Below are 16283 nucleotides of genomic sequence, written 5' to 3' on the forward strand. Positions count from 1 at the left end.
CGGAGTCGCCCCGTACCCGCGTGACTCGCTACGGGACGACCGTGACGGGCCAGCGGCCGGATTTCACCAGCCGCATCGCCACCGAGCCGATCAGTCGGTGACCGGCCTGCTGGGAAGCGCCGACCACGACCGCGTCCGCGCCGAGTTCGTCTGCGGCCTTGGATAATTCGGTGAAGGCGTCACCGCGGCGGGTGAGGAATTTCCACCGGATGGTGTAGATGTCCTTGACGCGCTCGATGGATTCGCGGATCTCGGTGACGAGCTGATCGGCGATATCGGCGGTGATGGACTGGACGTCGGTGCCCATACCCGCGACCATGGTCATCCACGGTTGCACGTAGATGACCGCGAGCAGCGCGTGCTGGCGTCGTGCGAGTCCGGCGGCGTAGGCGGCGGCGCGCCAGGAGGATTCGGACCCGTCCACACCCACGGCAATCACCAGTGGGCCGTCGGTGCCCAGTTCGAAGCGGGATCCGTCCCGCTCGTCGGGAGTCGTCGGCTCGGCCACCTCGCCAGCCTAATTCACCATTGGGTCTGGGTGCGGCTGCGCCGCCCGCGCCGTCCGCGACCGGAGCGCACCGCATCCTTGACCTTCTCCCCGGCGTCACGCAGATCGGCCTGTATCTGCTCGCGGCGTCCCCGCCCGGACATGCGGCGATCGCCCAGGGCGTCACCGGCGAGCTGCCGTGCGCGCCCGGTCAACTTGTCGATCTTATTCTTGAACTTGTTGCCACCACTCATTTTTCGATCCTTCGTAGAGGTCTGTACTCGGGAACTACCCGGTACCGCGCGATCGAATCCGCCACCGTGAAATCGGTTGGCGCGGTGACTGTCTCGAACTAACATCACGCCGTGCTGACATTCCCGGTCGATGACGTGACCCCCGCCGCCGAGGCCCTGCCGACCCGGCCGCTGCGGGAGTTGTTCCCCGAAGCGCTGGTGCTCGGCGGCGACCCGGAGCTGCCGATGGTCGAACCGAACGGGGTGCATCCGCTGCTTGGCGCGGTCGGCCGGGCCTTCGCCGACCATCGGCCCCTTGTGCTGTCCCCGGATGCGGTGTGGCTGACCATTGCGCAGGGAATCGCACAGCAAATTCGGCTGCACGCGGACGAACTGCGGCCGCTGCTGGTCCGTCATGCCGGTCGCAAACGACTAGGGGTGACGCTGGACGGCATGCTTCCCGATACCGCCGATGCGTGGCGGGCCGCCGTCGAGTCCTGGAGCAAACTGCTGGCGGCCGAGACCGATCACACGGACCTGTTCGAATGTGATTTCACCACTTCGACAGAGACCGATCGGATCGCCGGGCGGGTCGTACTGCTGGAGGCGTATTCGCCCTACTACGCGGTCTGGATGACGCACGTCTGCGGTATCCCGTCGATCACGCTGACCGGAACCGTCGCAGACTGGCGCGCGATCCGGGCTCGGGTGGGTCAGCTCGGCGCGTTCGGACTGGGGAATTGGGCGCGTTCGCTGGAACCGATCGCCGACCACTTCGTCCGGGCCGCGTCCGGTGATATCGACACCGTGTTCTGGCAGCGGATCTACAGTCCAGCCGACGCCTACGGTGGACGAGTGATCACGGGCTGGATCGCCCGACTGTATCCGTATCTGATGGCAGGTGGCATGCCTGAGCGTCCGAACACGTTGCTGGACTTACCGATTGGTGAGCCCCGCGATATCCCCGGCCGGGGCGGCCGCTACTTCGGTCCCGGGGTGCGCAGCTCGGAGATTCCGGCGAGACTGTCCAAAGTCATCGTCGATATCAACGATCGCATCACCGGTGAGAACCGGATGCTGGCATTGCACGCGGGTCTCATCGGCTGTACCCAGCACGACGACGGCACACTGCGACCGATCGCCGGGTGGCAACTTACCCCGGCGACCATCGAGATCGACGATGTGATCGATCGAATCGTCCAGGAATATGAGACCTCCGAGCCCGGGCCCGGGCGACTGTATGACATCTGCCCCGATCTGGTGGCGGTGTACCGCCGGATCGGTTCGGCCTCGCTGTTCGGCGGCAAGTGGCGATTGACGCCCATCGATGCGAAGCGGTACGCCTCGCTGCCCACCGCGTGGGGCTTGATCGCGTCCGTCATCGAACTCGATGACGGACGCAGCATCTGCGCGATCAATGACTATGCGAACGACAGCACATATTGGCTGGCGTGCCGTCTGGAGGCCGAGCCGGACGGGTCCGGATATCGGCTGGCCGATCAGCTCGCCGATATCCCGGTGTACGGCACATCACTCGCGCTGCTGCTGAATGCCGCGCTGGATTCCGGCGGTGATATCGCGCACTTGGAAACCGGAACGCTCGCCGACCTGCTGTGAGCTCGCTTCAGTATTAAACGCGGGATTTACCGGATTCCGTTCAGGATGACCCTAAGGGGTTACTTTGCCCCGCCCTCGAGTTGCCATATGTGTGCTGTCCGAAATCTTGGAGTTGATCAGCACCGAATCAATCGAGGGAATACGTTATGGGTCGGAATTCGTATCGCGTCGCCGCCGGACTGGCCGTCGCCGGGCTCACCGCGCTGGCCGCGCCCGCCGCGCACGCCGAGCCGGTGCCGCTCAACGGTTTGCTCGCCCTGTCGCCGGGCGTGTGCGCGAACGGGGTGGTGACCGGAAGCTTCTTCCGGATGATCCTGCCCACCGGTGATGCGAGCGGCCCCTACCTGCAGAACAGCGATTCCCGATGCAGCGATCAGACGGTGACCCCGCTGTCGGCGGGCACCGATGGCGGACTGGTGAGCGGCACGTATCAGCCGCAGCCCGCGGCCGCGTTCGACGGTGCGGGTAATGCGCAGTCGGGGCGGGTGACCACGCCGGTGCGGTTCTACGGCGTCGATTTCGCGACCGCCACCAATCCGACTGACCCGCAAACGGGTTCGGGTACTTCACTTCCGCAGATATTCAGCGATGGCGGCCGTTTGTCCGGTGATTTGAGCAGTCTCGGTGTCACCTGGAACAACCAGGTGTTCAATCAGGGATCGCCGAAGCCGGGCGGCGGATTGCCCGGCAAGACCAGTTCGATCAGTGGAAGTATTGACGGCGCAGGCAATTTCGTCATCGAATGGACGAGTCAGATTGTCGGGGGCCCGTTCAATAACTTCACCGGACTGTGGCATTTGGCCGGGCAGTATCGCGGCAGTCTGCCGCAGGCAGCTCCGGCGGCGGCTCCGATCGCCGCACCGGCGGCTCCCGCGGCACCGGCCGCATCGGCTCCCGCGCCCGCCGCTCCGGCTCCGGTCGCCCCCGTCGCCGAGCCGGTCGCACCGGTGGCGACGACCGCACCGGCGACCGATCACCCCACCGCGCAGGCAGATCCCGCGCCGGTCGCCCAGTCTGTGCAGATCAAGCAGGACAAGCGCAACACCTGGCTGATTCCGGCGCTCGTCGTGGCCGCCGTCGTCGGTGTCGGCGCGTTCTTCGGTGCGGGCCGCGTCGCGCGGGTTCGTGACCGAGGATGACGACGGCACCGCCCGTGTCCGGCCTGCCCGCGTACTCCGATTACGTCTCGCATATCGAGCGAGCGCCCGAGCGGGTGGCGGCACGCTGGCCGTTCATCGCGCTGATCGTGCTCGGGGTGCTGCTGGTGGCGGCTCCGCTGGTCACCGGCATGTTCCCGCGAGCGATCAAGGGCGAGGCCATGATCGACGCGCTCCGGCCGCAGATCACCGCGGCGAGCATCCAGAACTATCGGGATGATCTCGGCGTGCTGGATCGGGCGCGAGCGAATGTGATTGCGCTGCAAGCCAATGGCGCACAGCCGGGGAGTTTCGAGCGGGTGGACAAGTTCGTCCGGGACTATCCGGGGATCCGGGCCGATATTTCGGGCATGGTCGACCGAATCGACGCCAACCGTGACAACTACGGAAAGCTTTCCGATACAACGCCTTTCGGGGTGCTGCCGTGGCTGCTCGCACTGCCCGGTGTGCTGTTGATCGCCGCGGGCGGGTTCGGTTTGCGGGCTGTGCGCGACGGTCGGCGGGGTGTGTTCTGGAATGCGGTGGCGGCACTGGCCGGGCTCGGTCTCCTGGTGGTGCCGTTGACCGGTGGGCTATTTCAGGCCGCACCGGCGGCACAGCCCTTGATCAATGACTTCCGGCCGATCCTCACCCATGCCGAAGTGCGCACGGTTCAGGGCTATTTCGTCACGCTCGTGGCGGCCGACGGTGAGCTGAACAGCCGCTATGTCGGCGCGGTGCGTGCCGCGCATCCGGAAGCCGATCTGACCGGTGTCAAGGAGTTGGAGGCGCGCTGGCAGCCGATGACGGCCCGGTTCGCCGGGTTGGTCGGTGTGCTGAACGACAATGTCGAGAATTTCGATGCCGTTGTCGCGCTGAATGATTCGACCAAACCGCTCGGTGTCACGGCATTCCGTGCGCTCGGCTGGGGATTCGTGATTCCCGGAGTGCTCGCGCTCGGCCTCGCCGCGGCGAGGCTGCGCGGGACCGGTTCCCGCCGCGCCGATCCCACAGGAGGTGCCTCGGCATGAGGCTGTTCGGAACAACCACCCGCGCGTTCGCGGGCCTGCTCGCGGTGACCGCGATGCTGGTAACGGGTTGCGGCAGTGACGATTCCGCGCAGCCCGCCGGCGCGCCGGAACAGCTCACCGGTCTGCTGCGCTTCACCGCCGGTGCGGTGAACGGCGAGTCGGTGACCGGCACCTGGTTCCGCATGGTGCAGCCGGGCGGTACGCCCGAGAACGGCCCGTACATGCCCAATGGCGATTCCCCCGCCCAGGGCGGTTCCACCACCCTGCTGGAACCGGGCACCGCGGGCGGCCTCCAGGTCGGCGGCTACCAGAGCGAGCCCGAACCCGGTTTCGCCCAAGGCAATTCGCTCTCGGCGTCGATCACCAAGCCGACGAAGTTCTTCGCCGTCGAATTCGGCATCTCCACCAACGCCCTCGATCCGCAAACCCAGCGCCGCGTCCCCCCGCCGACCGTGACCAACGACAACGGCAAGCTCACCGCCGACCTGTCCGCCTGGGCCGCCTCCTGGAACGATCAGGAATTCAACCAGGGCGCACCCAAACCCCCGGAGAAGCAGGGGCCGCAGGTGGCAGGCGCGGAGCAGGTCCAGCGCGCCTGGGACTGGGTAGCCCAGCGCTGGTTCGACCGCCCCAGTTCCAGTGCCGCCCAAGGCCCGTCGGCCACGGGCACCTACGACCCCAAAACCCGAGCCTTCACTCTCCAATGGACCAGCCTCATCGTAGGCGGCCCCTTCAACGGCTTCACCGGCGTCTGGCACCTGCAGGGCACCTTCGAACCCGGTGCCGCCCCGGCTCCGAACGCCCCGGCCGCCGCATCCGGCACCCCCGCCACGAGCGCGCCCGGCGCATCGAATGCCCCGCGATGAGTTCCACTATCGCCCCGGGCGTCCCCCCGACAAGCACATCCGGTGCGACGCCGAGCGCCCACACCACGAGTACGCCCGGTGTCGCGCCGGGTGGCCCCACCACTAGCACAGGGAGTACGGGTCGATGACCTCCGCCGAAAAGACCAGGCGTCCGGCCGTGGTCGCCGCCATCCGCGCGATCGCGGCGCTCACCGTGGTCGGTAGTGCCGCTGCCGCAACGACTTTGATTGTTCGGGACAATGATCCGGCCCCCGCCGCGGTGGCCGCGCCGCAGCAGCAGGCTGCCACCACTTCGACGGCTCCGGGCAAGGTGGAGGTGGCACCCGCGCCGCTGGCCGGTGCTCCGGCGGCCGCCCCCGATGCCGCCGGAATCGCTCCCGCCGGTGTCGCCCCGAATGGCGCTGTGCCCCTGGGTACAGGTGGCGCTCCCGGCGCGGCCGTGCCGATCGGCCAGGGTGGAGCTCCGGGTGCGGGGCCGAGCGCCGCCGTGCCTCTCGGCCAGGGCGGTTCCCCGAGTGCCACTGTGCCGCTGGGGCAGGGCGGCACCCCGAACGCGGCAGTTCCGTTGAGCCCCGGCGCTTCCCCCAACGCGTCGGTACCGTTGAGCCCGGGTACCGCTCCTAACGCGTCGGTGCCATTGAGTCCCGGTACTTCTCCGAACGGTTCGGTGCCCCTCGCCGCGGATAACCCGTTCGCCGTCGCGCCGGTCGACTCCCAGCCCGCCTGCCCGATCGGCTGGCCCGCACCGAAGCAGCAGGGCGGTCTCGCCTCCCTTATCGGCCTCGCGCCGTTGGCGGGCCCGTTCTCCTCTGAGGCTTTCGCCCTGGGCTCGGTCTACCAGCCGATCCTTCGCCTGGCAGGGCCGGTCCTGGCGGAGATCGCACCGATCATCACCCGGAACCAGCCGCTGATCGATCCCGTCATCGCGCAGGTGCAGGCCGTGGAAGCGGTTGTGCTACAGGCGATCCTGCCCTACTACGGCCCCTACCGCGCCCAGCTCATCGCTGCCGAGGGTGACCTCGCCCGAACCCTGGCCCCGATCCTGGACCGCGCCTACAACAGCGAAGCCGCCTCCTGCCTCGTCGCCTGGCAGGGTCAGCTCATCGACCAGGCCAAGGGCGGCCGCATTACCGTCGCCTCCCTCGCCCACCCCGGTACCGTCGTCGAACTCGGCCCGGAGGAGTGACCCACCGCCGCGCGGGCTTGACGCGCCGACGCTGAATCATGGACCGGTGCAGGTAGATTCAGGCGCGGTGGTCCAGGATGCCATGGAGCGCCGAGTCGGCGATGCTGCGCAGTTCGGCGCGCGAGCGCCCGGCGGCGGCCTGGACCGCGATGCCGTCGGAGATGGTGTGGATCAGGGCGGCGAGGGTAGCCGGGTCGTGCCGGGCGGGTAGGTCGGTTGCCTGTTCGAGCCGCCTGCGCAGTGCGGCTTCCCCGGCTTTGCGCACCGCGACCGCATCCCGGTGCGCCGCGTGCGCGTCGGGTCCGGTGGCTTGAACGGTCTTGACGCACAGGCAGCCCGGCGGCGTGGCCGCGCCCGCGGTCAGTTCGACGGCTCCGTGGATCAGTCGCTCCACCACATCGCGCCCGGTATCCGCGTCCAGTGCGGCAGTGGCGTACGCGCCCGGGCCGTCGAGGTAGCGGGCGAGGGCCTTGGTGAACAGCTCTTCTTTATTGCCGAAGGCGGCGTACAGGCTCGGCTTGTTGATGCCCATGGCGGCGGTCAGCTCGGCCATCGATGTGCCTTCGAAGCCGTTGCGCCAGAACACATCCAACGCCTGATCAAGTGCGGTGTCCGGATCGAAGGCGCGCGGTCGTCCACCGGGCATACCGTCCTCCATGGTCTCCGTGCGGTTTCTTACCTATCGGTACATTATCCCTTGTGCGCGAGCGCCGCGCCACCTAGTTTCATACCAAAAGGTACACAACTAGGGAGTGGCGTAGATGATTCGAGTCGGAGTGGTCGGGGCCAGCGGCTGGGCGGACAGTTCCCACCTGCCCGCGCTGGCGGCGCTCGAGGAGTTCGAGGTGACGGCGGTCGCGACCACCAAACAGGCCAGCGCGGACAAGGTCGCGGCCGCTCACGCTGTGCGGCACGCTTTTTCGAATGCGGGTGAACTCGTCACGCACCCGGAGGTCGATCTGGTCGTGGTGTCGGTGAAGGCCGCCGGCCATGCCGCCGTGATCCGCGCGGCACTCGATGCGGGGAAACACGTTGTGTCCGAATGGCCGCTGGGCGTCGATGCCGAGGAAGCGGCCGAGTTGACCGCGGCCGCAACCGAAGCCGGTGTCATCCACGCCGTCGTCCTCCAGGGTCATCACTCCCCGAGCGCCCGTTTCGTCGCGGACCTGGTGGCCGCCGACCGCATCGGTGCACTCGAATCGGTCGTATTGACCGCTGCGGGAGCGCCTTTCGGCGGCAATCGCATCTGGCCGGACCTGGAATTCGCTCTCGATCCGGCGCAGGGCACCACCATCCTGACCATCATGGCCGGTCATTTCCTGGCCGCACTCGAACGAGTCGCGGGTCCACTGACCGAGGTCTCCGCGCGGCTACCGCGTACCCATGACCATGTGCTGATCACCGGAACGCAACGCACGGCACCCAACAGCACGCCCAGTCACGTTCTGCTGCACGGACTCCTGGCGAACGGCGGCACCACCTCCATCGCCGTGCACGGCGGCAACGGCAATGCCCAGGGTGGATTCCGCCTCGAACTCGTAGGCAGCGAAGCGACTTTGACCGCCACCCCCGCCGATCCCGGCAGCTTCATTCACTGGGGCGACTGGGATATCCGCATCGGAGACGAACGCATGGCCATCCCGGACACCTATCGCACCGTTCCGCCGGCCATCGAGTCCGGACCACCGGCCAATATCGCAGCCCTCTACCGAGAGGTCGCCCTGGCCATAGCCGAAGAGCGGCAACCATATCCGAACTTCGACACCGCCCTGCGCCACCACCGGCTACTCGCCGCGATCGAGCACTCCGCGGCCTCCGGAACCGCCCGGTCCCTCGCCTAGCCGCCCTCGGCCCGCCAGGCGAAACGCGCCGACCCATTGCCCTCCCGAAGATCAGGATGTCCGCCAAGCAGCGCTTCGCGGTCGGCGAGGACCTGGGTGCGCAGGGCGCGGACGATGGCGGCCACCTCGGGGCGGCGGAGGGTTTCGGCTCGGGTGACGAGCCAGTAGGTGAGGCGGACGGCCACCTCGTCGGGGAGGACTCGGACGAGGTCGGGGTGGCGGTCGGCCATGAAGCAGGGGAGCAGGCCGATGCCCGCGGCGGCTCGGGTGGCTTCGACGTGGACGAAAACGTTGGTGGAGGAAATGGATTCGCGCATGGTGGGGGCGAAGAGCATGGGGGCCAGGTCGAGGTCGTCGACCTGGAGCATGGAGTCGATGAAGTAGACGAGAGGGTGGCGGGACAGGTCCGCGACCGAGGCGGGGGAGTCGTGGGTGGCGAGGTAGGACTCGGAGGCGTAGAGGGCGAGGGTGTAGTCGCCCAGGGGGATGGCCTCGGCGCGGCGCACCTGGGGTTTGCCGACGACGACTTCGATATCGAGGCTGGAGCGTTGCAGGGATGCGCGGCGGGTGGCGGTGATGATCTCGACCGTCACCTTGGGGTGGTCACGCTGTACGCGGGCGATGGCGGGGGCGGCCAGGTAGGCGCTGAAGCCATCGGTGGCGGACATGCGGACCACGCCTTCGAGAACGCGCGCGCCGCCCGCGCCCGAGGCCAGTGAGCGAACCGCGGCTTCCACGGTCTCGGCCGCCGCCAAGGCTTCTCGGCCCAGTTCGGTCAATTCCCATCCGCTCGCGCCGCGCATCAGGACGCGGCCGCCGAGCGCGTGTTCGAGTGCGGCGATGCGCCGCGAGATGGTGGTGTGGTTCAGCCCCAGCTCATCGGCCGCCGAAACGTAGCGGCCGGTGCGGCCCACCGCCAGCAGCACCAGCAGGTCATCCGGATTGGGCCGGGCAGTGGCGGGGGTCACGCTCATATGTGCATTTTCGCAGATACCGGTTGCGAAGTTGGCCATTGCCGCCCGGTCGCGTGTGCACGAATACTCAGTACTCGATTGGTTTGTGGGCCGCGTCACAGATGAGGGGATGCGGCCCGATCGTGAAGGAGTTGCACGATGAGCGTCCGGGATACGGAGCCGCGCACAGCGCTGGCGGGGCTCCGGCGGGTGGTGGCCGCCTCGATGGCGGGCACCGTCGTCGAGTGGTACGAATTCTTCCTCTACGGCACGGCGGCGACGCTGGTCTTCAACAAGGTGTTCTTCGCCAAGGGCACCAGCGATCTGGACGCGATTCTGGCGGCGTTCGTCACCTACGCGGTGGGCTTCGCGGCGCGCCCGCTCGGCGGAATCGTGTTCGGGCACTTCGGCGATAAGTACGGCCGCAAGAAACTGCTGCAGTTGAGCCTGCTGCTGGTGGGCGCGACGACCTTCCTGATGGGCTGTCTGCCCACCTACGCGCAGGTCGGCTATCTGGCCCCGGCGCTGCTGGTGGTGCTGCGCTTCCTGCAGGGCTTCGCGGTCGGCGGTGAGTGGGGCGGCGCGGTTCTGCTTGTCGCGGAACACAGTCCGAGCAAGAGCCGCGCGTTCTGGGCGTCCTGGCCGCAGGCGGCGGTGCCGGTCGGCAATATGCTCGCGACGGTCGTACTGCTGATCCTGACCTCGAGCCTGTCCGATGCCTCGTTCCTGTCCTGGGGCTGGCGAGTGGCGTTCTGGCTGTCCGCGGTGGTGGTGCTGATCGGCTACTACGTGCGCACCAAGATCACCGACGCGCCCATCTTCCTGGCTGCCCAGCAGGTGGCCGAACAGGAGAAGGCGGCTTCGTTCAGCGCCGTCGAGGTGCTCAAGCGTTATCCGCGTGGGGTTTTCACGGCCATGGGCCTGCGTTTCGGCGAGAACATCCTGTACTACCTCGTGGTCACGTTCAGCATCACCTATCTGAAGGTGCACGTCGGGGCCAACACGAAGGTCATCCTGTGGTGGCTATTGGCCGCGCACGCAGTACATTTCGCGGTGATCCCGCTCGCGGGACGACTCAGCGACCGTTTCGGCCGCCGCCCGATCTACCTGATCGGCGCGCTCGCGGCGAGCACCTGGGGCTTCTTCGCCTTCCCCATGATGGACAGCAAGCACAACTTCGTGATCCTGTCCGCGATCATCATCGGCCTGGTCTTCCACGCCTTCATGTACGCCGCGCAGCCCGCCATCATGGCCGAGATGTTCCCCACCCGGATGCGGTATTCCGGTGTCTCCCTGGGTTATCAGGTGACCTCGATCGTCGCCGGATCGCTCGCGCCGATCATCGCGGTACGACTGCTCAATACCTATAAGTCCTCGACGCCGATCGCCTGGTATCTCGCCGGTGCGGCCGCCGTCACCGTCATCGCGGTGCTCTTCGCCCGCGAGACCAATGGCGCGGATCTGGCCGCCATCGACCTCGCGGACGCGGAAAGCCTGGCCGCGCAGAGCAATCGGAAGGTGCCCGCATGACAGGCGATCTACTCGGCCGCACCGCCCTGGTCACGGGCGGTGCGAGCGGGATCGGCGCGGCCTGCGCCAAAGAGCTTGCCGGACAGGGGGCGACGGTCATCGTCGCCGATATCGACGGCCCGGGCGCGAAACAGGTCGCCGCGGAGATCGGCGGTCACGCCTGGGAGGTGGATCTGCTCGATGTCACCGCGCTCGAGGAATTGCGCCTCGAGGTGGACATCCTGGTGAACAACGCCGGGGTGCAGCGCATCCACCCGATCACCGAATTCCCGCCCGAGCAGTTCCGAATGATGCTGGCGCTCATGGTCGAAGCGCCGTTCCTGCTGGTGCGCGCGGCACTGCCGCATATGTACGAGCGCGGATTCGGCCGGATCGTGAATATCTCCTCGGTGCACGGCATCCGGGCCTCGGCTTACAAGTCGGCGTACGTCACCGCCAAGCACGCGCTGGAGGGTCTGTCCAAGGTGACCGCGCTGGAAGGCGGACCGCACGGGGTCACCAGCAATTGCGTCAGCCCCGGCTATGTGCGAACCCCGTTGGTGGATGCCCAGATCGCCGATCAGGCGGTCGCACACGGTATCGCCGAACAGGAGGTGGTGGAGCGGATCATGTTGACCGAGAACGCCATCAAGCGACTGGTGGAGCCGGATGAGGTGGCGGCGCTGGTCGGCTGGCTCGCCTCCGATGCCGCCCGCATGGTGACCGGGGCGACCTACACCATGGACGGCGGGTGGAGCGCGCGATGACAGTGGAGGAGCAGGCGCGGCCGCAGTGGGTACCGAACGCGGAAACAATTGCTGGCGCGCGGATTACCGACTTCACGAGATTCGTGGGGGAGCGCGGCGTCTCGGCCGCGGACTACCGCGCGCTGTGGCAGTGGTCCGTGGACGATATCCCCGGTTTCTGGGGCGCGCTGTGGGACTACTTCGACCTCGGGGATCGTCCCGGACCGGTTCTCACCGAATCGAGGATGCCGGCAGCGGAATGGTTTCCGGGCACGCGGCTGAACTATGTCGATCAGGTGCTCCGCCAGGCGCGCACCGATCGGCCCGCCATTATCGCGCTCAGCGAAGACACCCCGGATCGGGAAGTGTCGTGGGCGGAAATGCTATCCCGCACAGCTGTTCTGGCGCGAACACTGCGTGATCTGGGCGTCCGGCCCGGCGATCGGGTGGCGGGTTATCTGCCCAATATCCCCGAGGCCGTGATCGCCTTCCTCGCCACCGCGAGCCTGGGAGCCGTCTGGAGCGCCTGCGGCCAGGACTACACCGCCCGGGCCGCTCTGGACCGGTTGGGCCAACTCGAACCGACGGTGCTGATCACCGCCGACGGCTACCGCTACGGCGGCAGAGCGCATGACAAGCGCGCCGAGATCGTCACTCTCCGTGCGGGTCTGCCCAGTCTGCGGGGGACGGTCCTGCTCAACCGGTTCGGTCATGGTCTCGAGGGCGCGTACGACTGGAACGACGCCACCGTCGATCCGGCCGTCGAAGGCTGGTCTGCGACGGACATCGACACCGTTCCCGTCGATTTCGCGCACCCCCTCTGGGTGCTGTATTCCTCGGGCACCACCGGTAAGCCGAAGGGAATCGTGCACGGCCACGGCGGCGTGCTGCTCGAGCATCTCAAAGCGGTTGCCCTGCAATCGGATATCGGACCGGACGACACCTTCTTCTGGTACACCAGCCCCAGCTGGATGATGTGGAACTTCCAGGTCGCCGGACTGCTGACCGGTGCGACCATCGTCTGCTACGACGGCAGTCCCGCCTACGGGTCGCCGGATGCCCTGTGGGACTTGGCCGCTCGCACCGGGACCACAGTGCTGGGGACGAGCCCCGGATACGTCCTGTCCTGCGAGAAAGCGGGTGTGGATCCCGCACGCGCGCATGATCTGAGCACTCTGCGCCAGATCGGCGTCACGGGCGCGGCTCTGCCCGCCGCCTCCTCGCTATGGCTGCGCGATCACATCGGCGATATCCCGGTCTCATCCATCAGCGGCGGCACCGATATCGTCTCCGCCTTCATGGGCGGCGTACCGACCGTCCCGGTCTGGCCGGGTGAACTCTCCGCGCCGTATCTGGGTGTGGCCCTGCAAGCTTGGGACGAATCCGGGACCGGAATCCATGGCGAGGTCGGTGAACTCGTCATCACCGCCCCCATGCCGTCCATGCCGCTGCGCTTCTGGAACGACCCGGACGGCTCCCGCTACCGGGACGCCTATTTCGACACCTACCCCGGTGTCTGGCGGCACGGTGACTGGATCACCGTCAACTCGCACGGCAGCGTCACCGTGCACGGCCGCTCCGATTCCACGTTGAACCGCAATGGCATCCGAATGGGCAGCGCCGAGATCTATCAGGCGGTCGAAGCGCTCCCGGAGGTGCTGGAATCCCTGGTGCTCGGTATCGAACTGGCGGACGGCGGCTATTGGATGCCCTTGTTCGTGGTGCTGCGTGACGATCTGGAGCTGACTTCCGAACTGCGGCAGCGCATCACCGCCACCATCGGCACCCGGCTCTCGCCGCGACACGTACCCGATGAAATCCACCGTGCCCCGGGTATTCCACACACCCGCACCGGCAAGAAACTGGAGGTCCCGCTCAAACGGATACTCCAGGGCCGTGATTCGGCGAAGGTCGTGGACCCCAGCGCCGTCGACGACCCGGAACTGCTGTCCTGGTACGCCGCTCAGCGCCCCGTTGTGACGAGCTGATTCCCCTCGACATCGAAGTCGGGCACATACCGGTCGAACCACTTGGGGTGGTACCAGATTCGATTGCCGATCACCGCCATGACCGCCGGAATCAATGTCAGCCGCACGACGAACGCGTCCAGCAGCACACCGATCGCCAGCGTGAACGCGAGCGGTTTGAGAATCGGGTTGTCCACGGTGATGAATGCCGCGAACACTCCGAACATGATGAGCGCGGCGGCGGTGACCACGCGGGCGGACAGGGCTATCCCGTTCTCCACCGCCAGGCGGGCGTCACCGGTGCCGGTGTGCTCCTCCTTGATGCGCGAGACCACGAAGATCTGATAGTCGCTGGAGAGCCCGAAGATAATGGCCAGCACGATGATCGGCAGAAAGCTCAGTGTCTCGCCCGGCACCACGCCGAGCAGGTCCGCGCCCCAGCCCCATTGGAAGACCGCGACCTGAATCCCCAAGGCGGCGAACACCGATCCGACGAATCCGATGATCGAGGTGATCGGCACCAAAATGGTGCGGAAGGCCAGCGTCAGCAGGACCATCGCCAAGCCGACCACCACCGCCAGGAAGAGCGGCAGCGCGTCACCGAGCCGCTGTGAGGTGTCGATATTGGCGGCGGTCGCACCGCCGATCAGGAAGGTCGCACCGGTACTGCCCTCGATGGATTCGCGGTGATCGCGAATCGCCTGCACCAGTGACGCGGTCTCCGAATCGTTCGGCCCGCTGCCCGGAATGATCTGCAACAGCACCGTGTCGTTGGCCTGCGCGGCGGGCACGACGGTGGCGACATCCAGTTCGCCCTGGATGCCCATGGCAATCGTCTGCACCGCATCGGGCGTCGCGTGCGAGGTGTCGATGACCGCGATGAGCGGGCCGTTGTAGCCGGGGCCGAAGGAATGGCTGATGAGATCGTAGGCGCGGCGCGCGGTACTCGAGGTGGGCAGTGAACCGCCGCTGGGCAGGCCGAATTCCATGGTCGCCACCGGCATGGCCGCGACGCCGAGCAGGACGACGCCACCGATGAGCAGCGGCACCCGGAAGCGGGTGACGAACCGGCCCCACGCGTGGCCGCCGGTGTACCTGGGCGCGATCGCGGCGGTGCGGGCGACCTTCTCGTTATGGCCGGGACGCAGTGGAGTGGGCAGGAATCGGGTGACGGTGTGCCCGGCGAATCCGAGCAGTGCGGGCAACAGGGTGAGCGCCACCAGCATGGCGATCAGCACCGCCCCGGCGGCGGTCAGGCCCATGACGGTCAGGAAGGGAATGCCGACGACCGCCAGCCCGCACAGTGCCACGATCACCGTCACAGCCGCGAAAACGACTGCGCTGCCCGCAGTTCCGAGCGCGACGCCGATGGATTCCTCGATCGGCATGCGCTGCATCAGATTATTGCGATGCCGGGACAGGATGAACAATGCGTAATCGATACCGCAGGACAATCCGAGCATGAGCGCCAGTGAGGTCGCCACCGTCGGCACATCGACCAGTGCGGCCAGTGCGGTGATACCGGTGACCCCGATGGCGACGCCGATCAGCGCGGTCACAATGGGCAGTCCGGCCGCCACCAGCGCACCGAAGGTGATCAGCAGAATGAGGAACGCCGCGAGCAGGCCGAAGATCTCCGGGCTCTCGGGAATGGTCATTTGCAGCCCGGGATAAACCGCACCGCCGTATTCGACCTCGACCCCGGCCTGTTCGGCCGTGCGCGCCGCGGCCCGCAGCGCGTCGAGCGTGCTTTCCTCCACCTGCCCGGCCTGTGCGGTGTATTGCACGCCGCTCAATGCCACCTGCCCGTCGGGCGCAATGGTTTTCGCCTGGTACGGATCGATCACCTCCGCGACCTGCGGAACGCCCTTGAACGCGGTGACGGTACCGGCGATCGCCGCCATGACATCGGGATCGGTCACCTTCGCACTCCCGTGCGTCGCGAACACCACCTGCGTCGACGCCCCGCCCTGCGCGGGCAACTTCTCGTTGAGCACGGTGACAACGTCCTGCGATTCGGTACCTGGCACCGTGAAATCGTTATTGAGCTTGCCGCCCGAAGTGATCGACACCGTCACGGTGGCCGCCAGCAGAACGATCCAGATCCCCAGCACCCACCACCGCCGACGTGCGGCGAACCGGCCCAGAGCATAGAGATATCGCGCCATGATGGTCCTTTTCTCCGAGGTCGAACCCAGCGCCCGGGACATCACAAAGCAAGATCGACACTAGCAAGAAGGGGAGCCCGAGCAATGCCCGAACTCCCCATTTCGCCTCTTTCCCGCAATACCGATTCACTCCGGGGTTCGTGGACCAGCCGGAGCCATGGGTCAGGCTAGGAACAGTTGGGAACGGATGGCCAATAGGAACTTACGTTCGCGCGGGAAACCCATCCCCGAATGCTCCCGTAGGGCGAGACGTAGAGCCAGGAGTTTCCGGCATTGTTGTTTTCGTGGCAGTAGACCCGGACCGCCGACCCCTCCAATACGGTGGCTCCGGTTTTGGCGCAGCTCGAGGAGTTTCCGGAGTAGAGGTTGTAACTGTTGTAGGGGCCGTCCATGGTCGCGTTGGACGGCACCTGGGTTCCCGTGTTCACGCTCCAGCCACAGGCCTGCTGCGCATTGGCGGCGGGGGCACCGATGAGAACCGATACGCCGGTCGAGCCGAGGGTGACCGCAGCCGCCAGAAAAACTCGCGCTTTCATTGAAATG

Annotated in this window: 15 protein-coding genes; 9 read left to right on the forward strand and 6 right to left on the reverse strand. The window is 67.0% G+C overall.

The window, feature by feature from the left end; translation table 11 throughout:
• Positions 1-28: 28 nt before the first annotated feature.
• On the reverse strand, positions 29-508 hold the full coding sequence (locus tag AB0L82_RS09320) for a universal stress protein (protein ID WP_364633203.1): 480 nt from the start codon (positions 506-508) through the stop codon (positions 29-31).
• Between the two features lie 14 nt (positions 509-522).
• Positions 523-741: a CsbD family protein gene (locus AB0L82_RS09325; protein ID WP_364633205.1), complete on the reverse strand. Its 219-nt coding sequence runs from the start codon at positions 739-741 to the stop codon at positions 523-525.
• 111 nt (positions 742-852) lie between these two features.
• Here AB0L82_RS09325 and AB0L82_RS09330 point away from each other — a divergent pair, with 111 nt between their 5' ends.
• The 5 genes from AB0L82_RS09330 to AB0L82_RS09350 all read left to right on the forward strand — a co-directional run bounded on the left by AB0L82_RS09330 (position 853) and on the right by AB0L82_RS09350 (position 6556).
• Positions 853-2337 carry a DUF4419 domain-containing protein gene (locus AB0L82_RS09330; protein ID WP_364633207.1) on the forward strand — a complete coding sequence of 495 codons (1485 nt, stop codon included), beginning with the start codon at positions 853-855 and terminating at the stop codon, positions 2335-2337.
• A 146-nt stretch (positions 2338-2483) separates the two neighbouring features.
• Entirely contained in the window at positions 2484-3476 is a 993-nt protein-coding gene (locus AB0L82_RS09335) for a hypothetical protein (RefSeq protein ID WP_364633208.1), read from the forward strand.
• Entirely contained in the window at positions 3473-4504 is a 1032-nt protein-coding gene (locus tag AB0L82_RS09340; RefSeq protein ID WP_364633210.1) for a hypothetical protein, read from the forward strand. The genes AB0L82_RS09335 and AB0L82_RS09340 overlap by 4 nt, the downstream gene beginning before the upstream one ends.
• A complete protein-coding gene (locus AB0L82_RS09345; protein WP_364633212.1) occupies positions 4501-5370 on the forward strand; it encodes a hypothetical protein in 870 nt (289 codons plus the stop codon). The genes AB0L82_RS09340 and AB0L82_RS09345 overlap by 4 nt, the downstream gene beginning before the upstream one ends.
• 124 nt (positions 5371-5494) lie before the next feature.
• Complete coding sequence (locus tag AB0L82_RS09350) at positions 5495-6556, forward strand: hypothetical protein (protein WP_364633214.1); 1062 nt, start codon at positions 5495-5497, stop codon at positions 6554-6556.
• A 58-nt stretch (positions 6557-6614) separates the two neighbouring features.
• On the opposite strand, the gene AB0L82_RS09355 is transcribed toward AB0L82_RS09350, so the two are convergent.
• Positions 6615-7202, reverse strand: a complete 588-nt coding sequence (locus tag AB0L82_RS09355) for a TetR/AcrR family transcriptional regulator (protein WP_364633215.1) — start codon at positions 7200-7202, stop codon at positions 6615-6617.
• 115 nt (positions 7203-7317) lie between these two features.
• Between AB0L82_RS09355 and AB0L82_RS09360 the strand changes: the two genes are divergently transcribed.
• Positions 7318-8397 carry a Gfo/Idh/MocA family oxidoreductase gene (locus AB0L82_RS09360; RefSeq protein WP_364633217.1) on the forward strand — a complete coding sequence of 360 codons (1080 nt, stop codon included), beginning with the start codon at positions 7318-7320 and terminating at the stop codon, positions 8395-8397.
• Here the strand turns inward: AB0L82_RS09360 and AB0L82_RS09365 are convergent.
• On the reverse strand, positions 8394-9371 hold the full coding sequence (locus AB0L82_RS09365; protein ID WP_364633219.1) for a LysR family transcriptional regulator: 978 nt from the start codon (positions 9369-9371) through the stop codon (positions 8394-8396). The two genes, AB0L82_RS09360 and AB0L82_RS09365, sit on opposite strands and share 4 nt — an antisense overlap.
• A gap of 138 nt (positions 9372-9509) precedes the next feature.
• Between AB0L82_RS09365 and AB0L82_RS09370 the strand changes: the two genes are divergently transcribed.
• From AB0L82_RS09370 to AB0L82_RS09380, 3 genes are read left to right on the forward strand one after another with little or no spacing between them, the layout of a single operon-like run.
• Entirely contained in the window at positions 9510-10880 is a 1371-nt protein-coding gene (locus tag AB0L82_RS09370) for an MFS transporter (protein ID WP_364633220.1), read from the forward strand.
• Entirely contained in the window at positions 10877-11626 is a 750-nt protein-coding gene (locus AB0L82_RS09375; protein ID WP_364633222.1) for a 3-hydroxybutyrate dehydrogenase, read from the forward strand. The genes AB0L82_RS09370 and AB0L82_RS09375 overlap by 4 nt, the downstream gene beginning before the upstream one ends.
• Complete coding sequence (locus AB0L82_RS09380) at positions 11623-13593, forward strand: acetoacetate--CoA ligase (RefSeq protein ID WP_364633224.1); 1971 nt, start codon at positions 11623-11625, stop codon at positions 13591-13593. The genes AB0L82_RS09375 and AB0L82_RS09380 overlap by 4 nt, the downstream gene beginning before the upstream one ends.
• Here AB0L82_RS09380 and AB0L82_RS09385 read toward each other — a convergent pair.
• Both AB0L82_RS09385 and AB0L82_RS09390 read right to left on the reverse strand, forming a co-directional pair.
• Complete coding sequence (locus AB0L82_RS09385) at positions 13569-15740, reverse strand: MMPL family transporter (protein ID WP_364633226.1); 2172 nt, start codon at positions 15738-15740, stop codon at positions 13569-13571. The genes AB0L82_RS09380 and AB0L82_RS09385 overlap by 25 nt on opposite strands.
• A 167-nt stretch (positions 15741-15907) precedes the next feature.
• Positions 15908-16276: an SH3 domain-containing protein gene (locus tag AB0L82_RS09390; protein WP_364633228.1), complete on the reverse strand. Its 369-nt coding sequence runs from the start codon at positions 16274-16276 to the stop codon at positions 15908-15910.
• Between the last annotated feature and the right edge of the window lie 7 nt (positions 16277-16283).

Source organism: Nocardia sp. NPDC052001, assembly GCF_040680615.1.
Lineage (GTDB): Bacteria > Actinomycetota > Actinomycetes > Mycobacteriales > Mycobacteriaceae > Nocardia.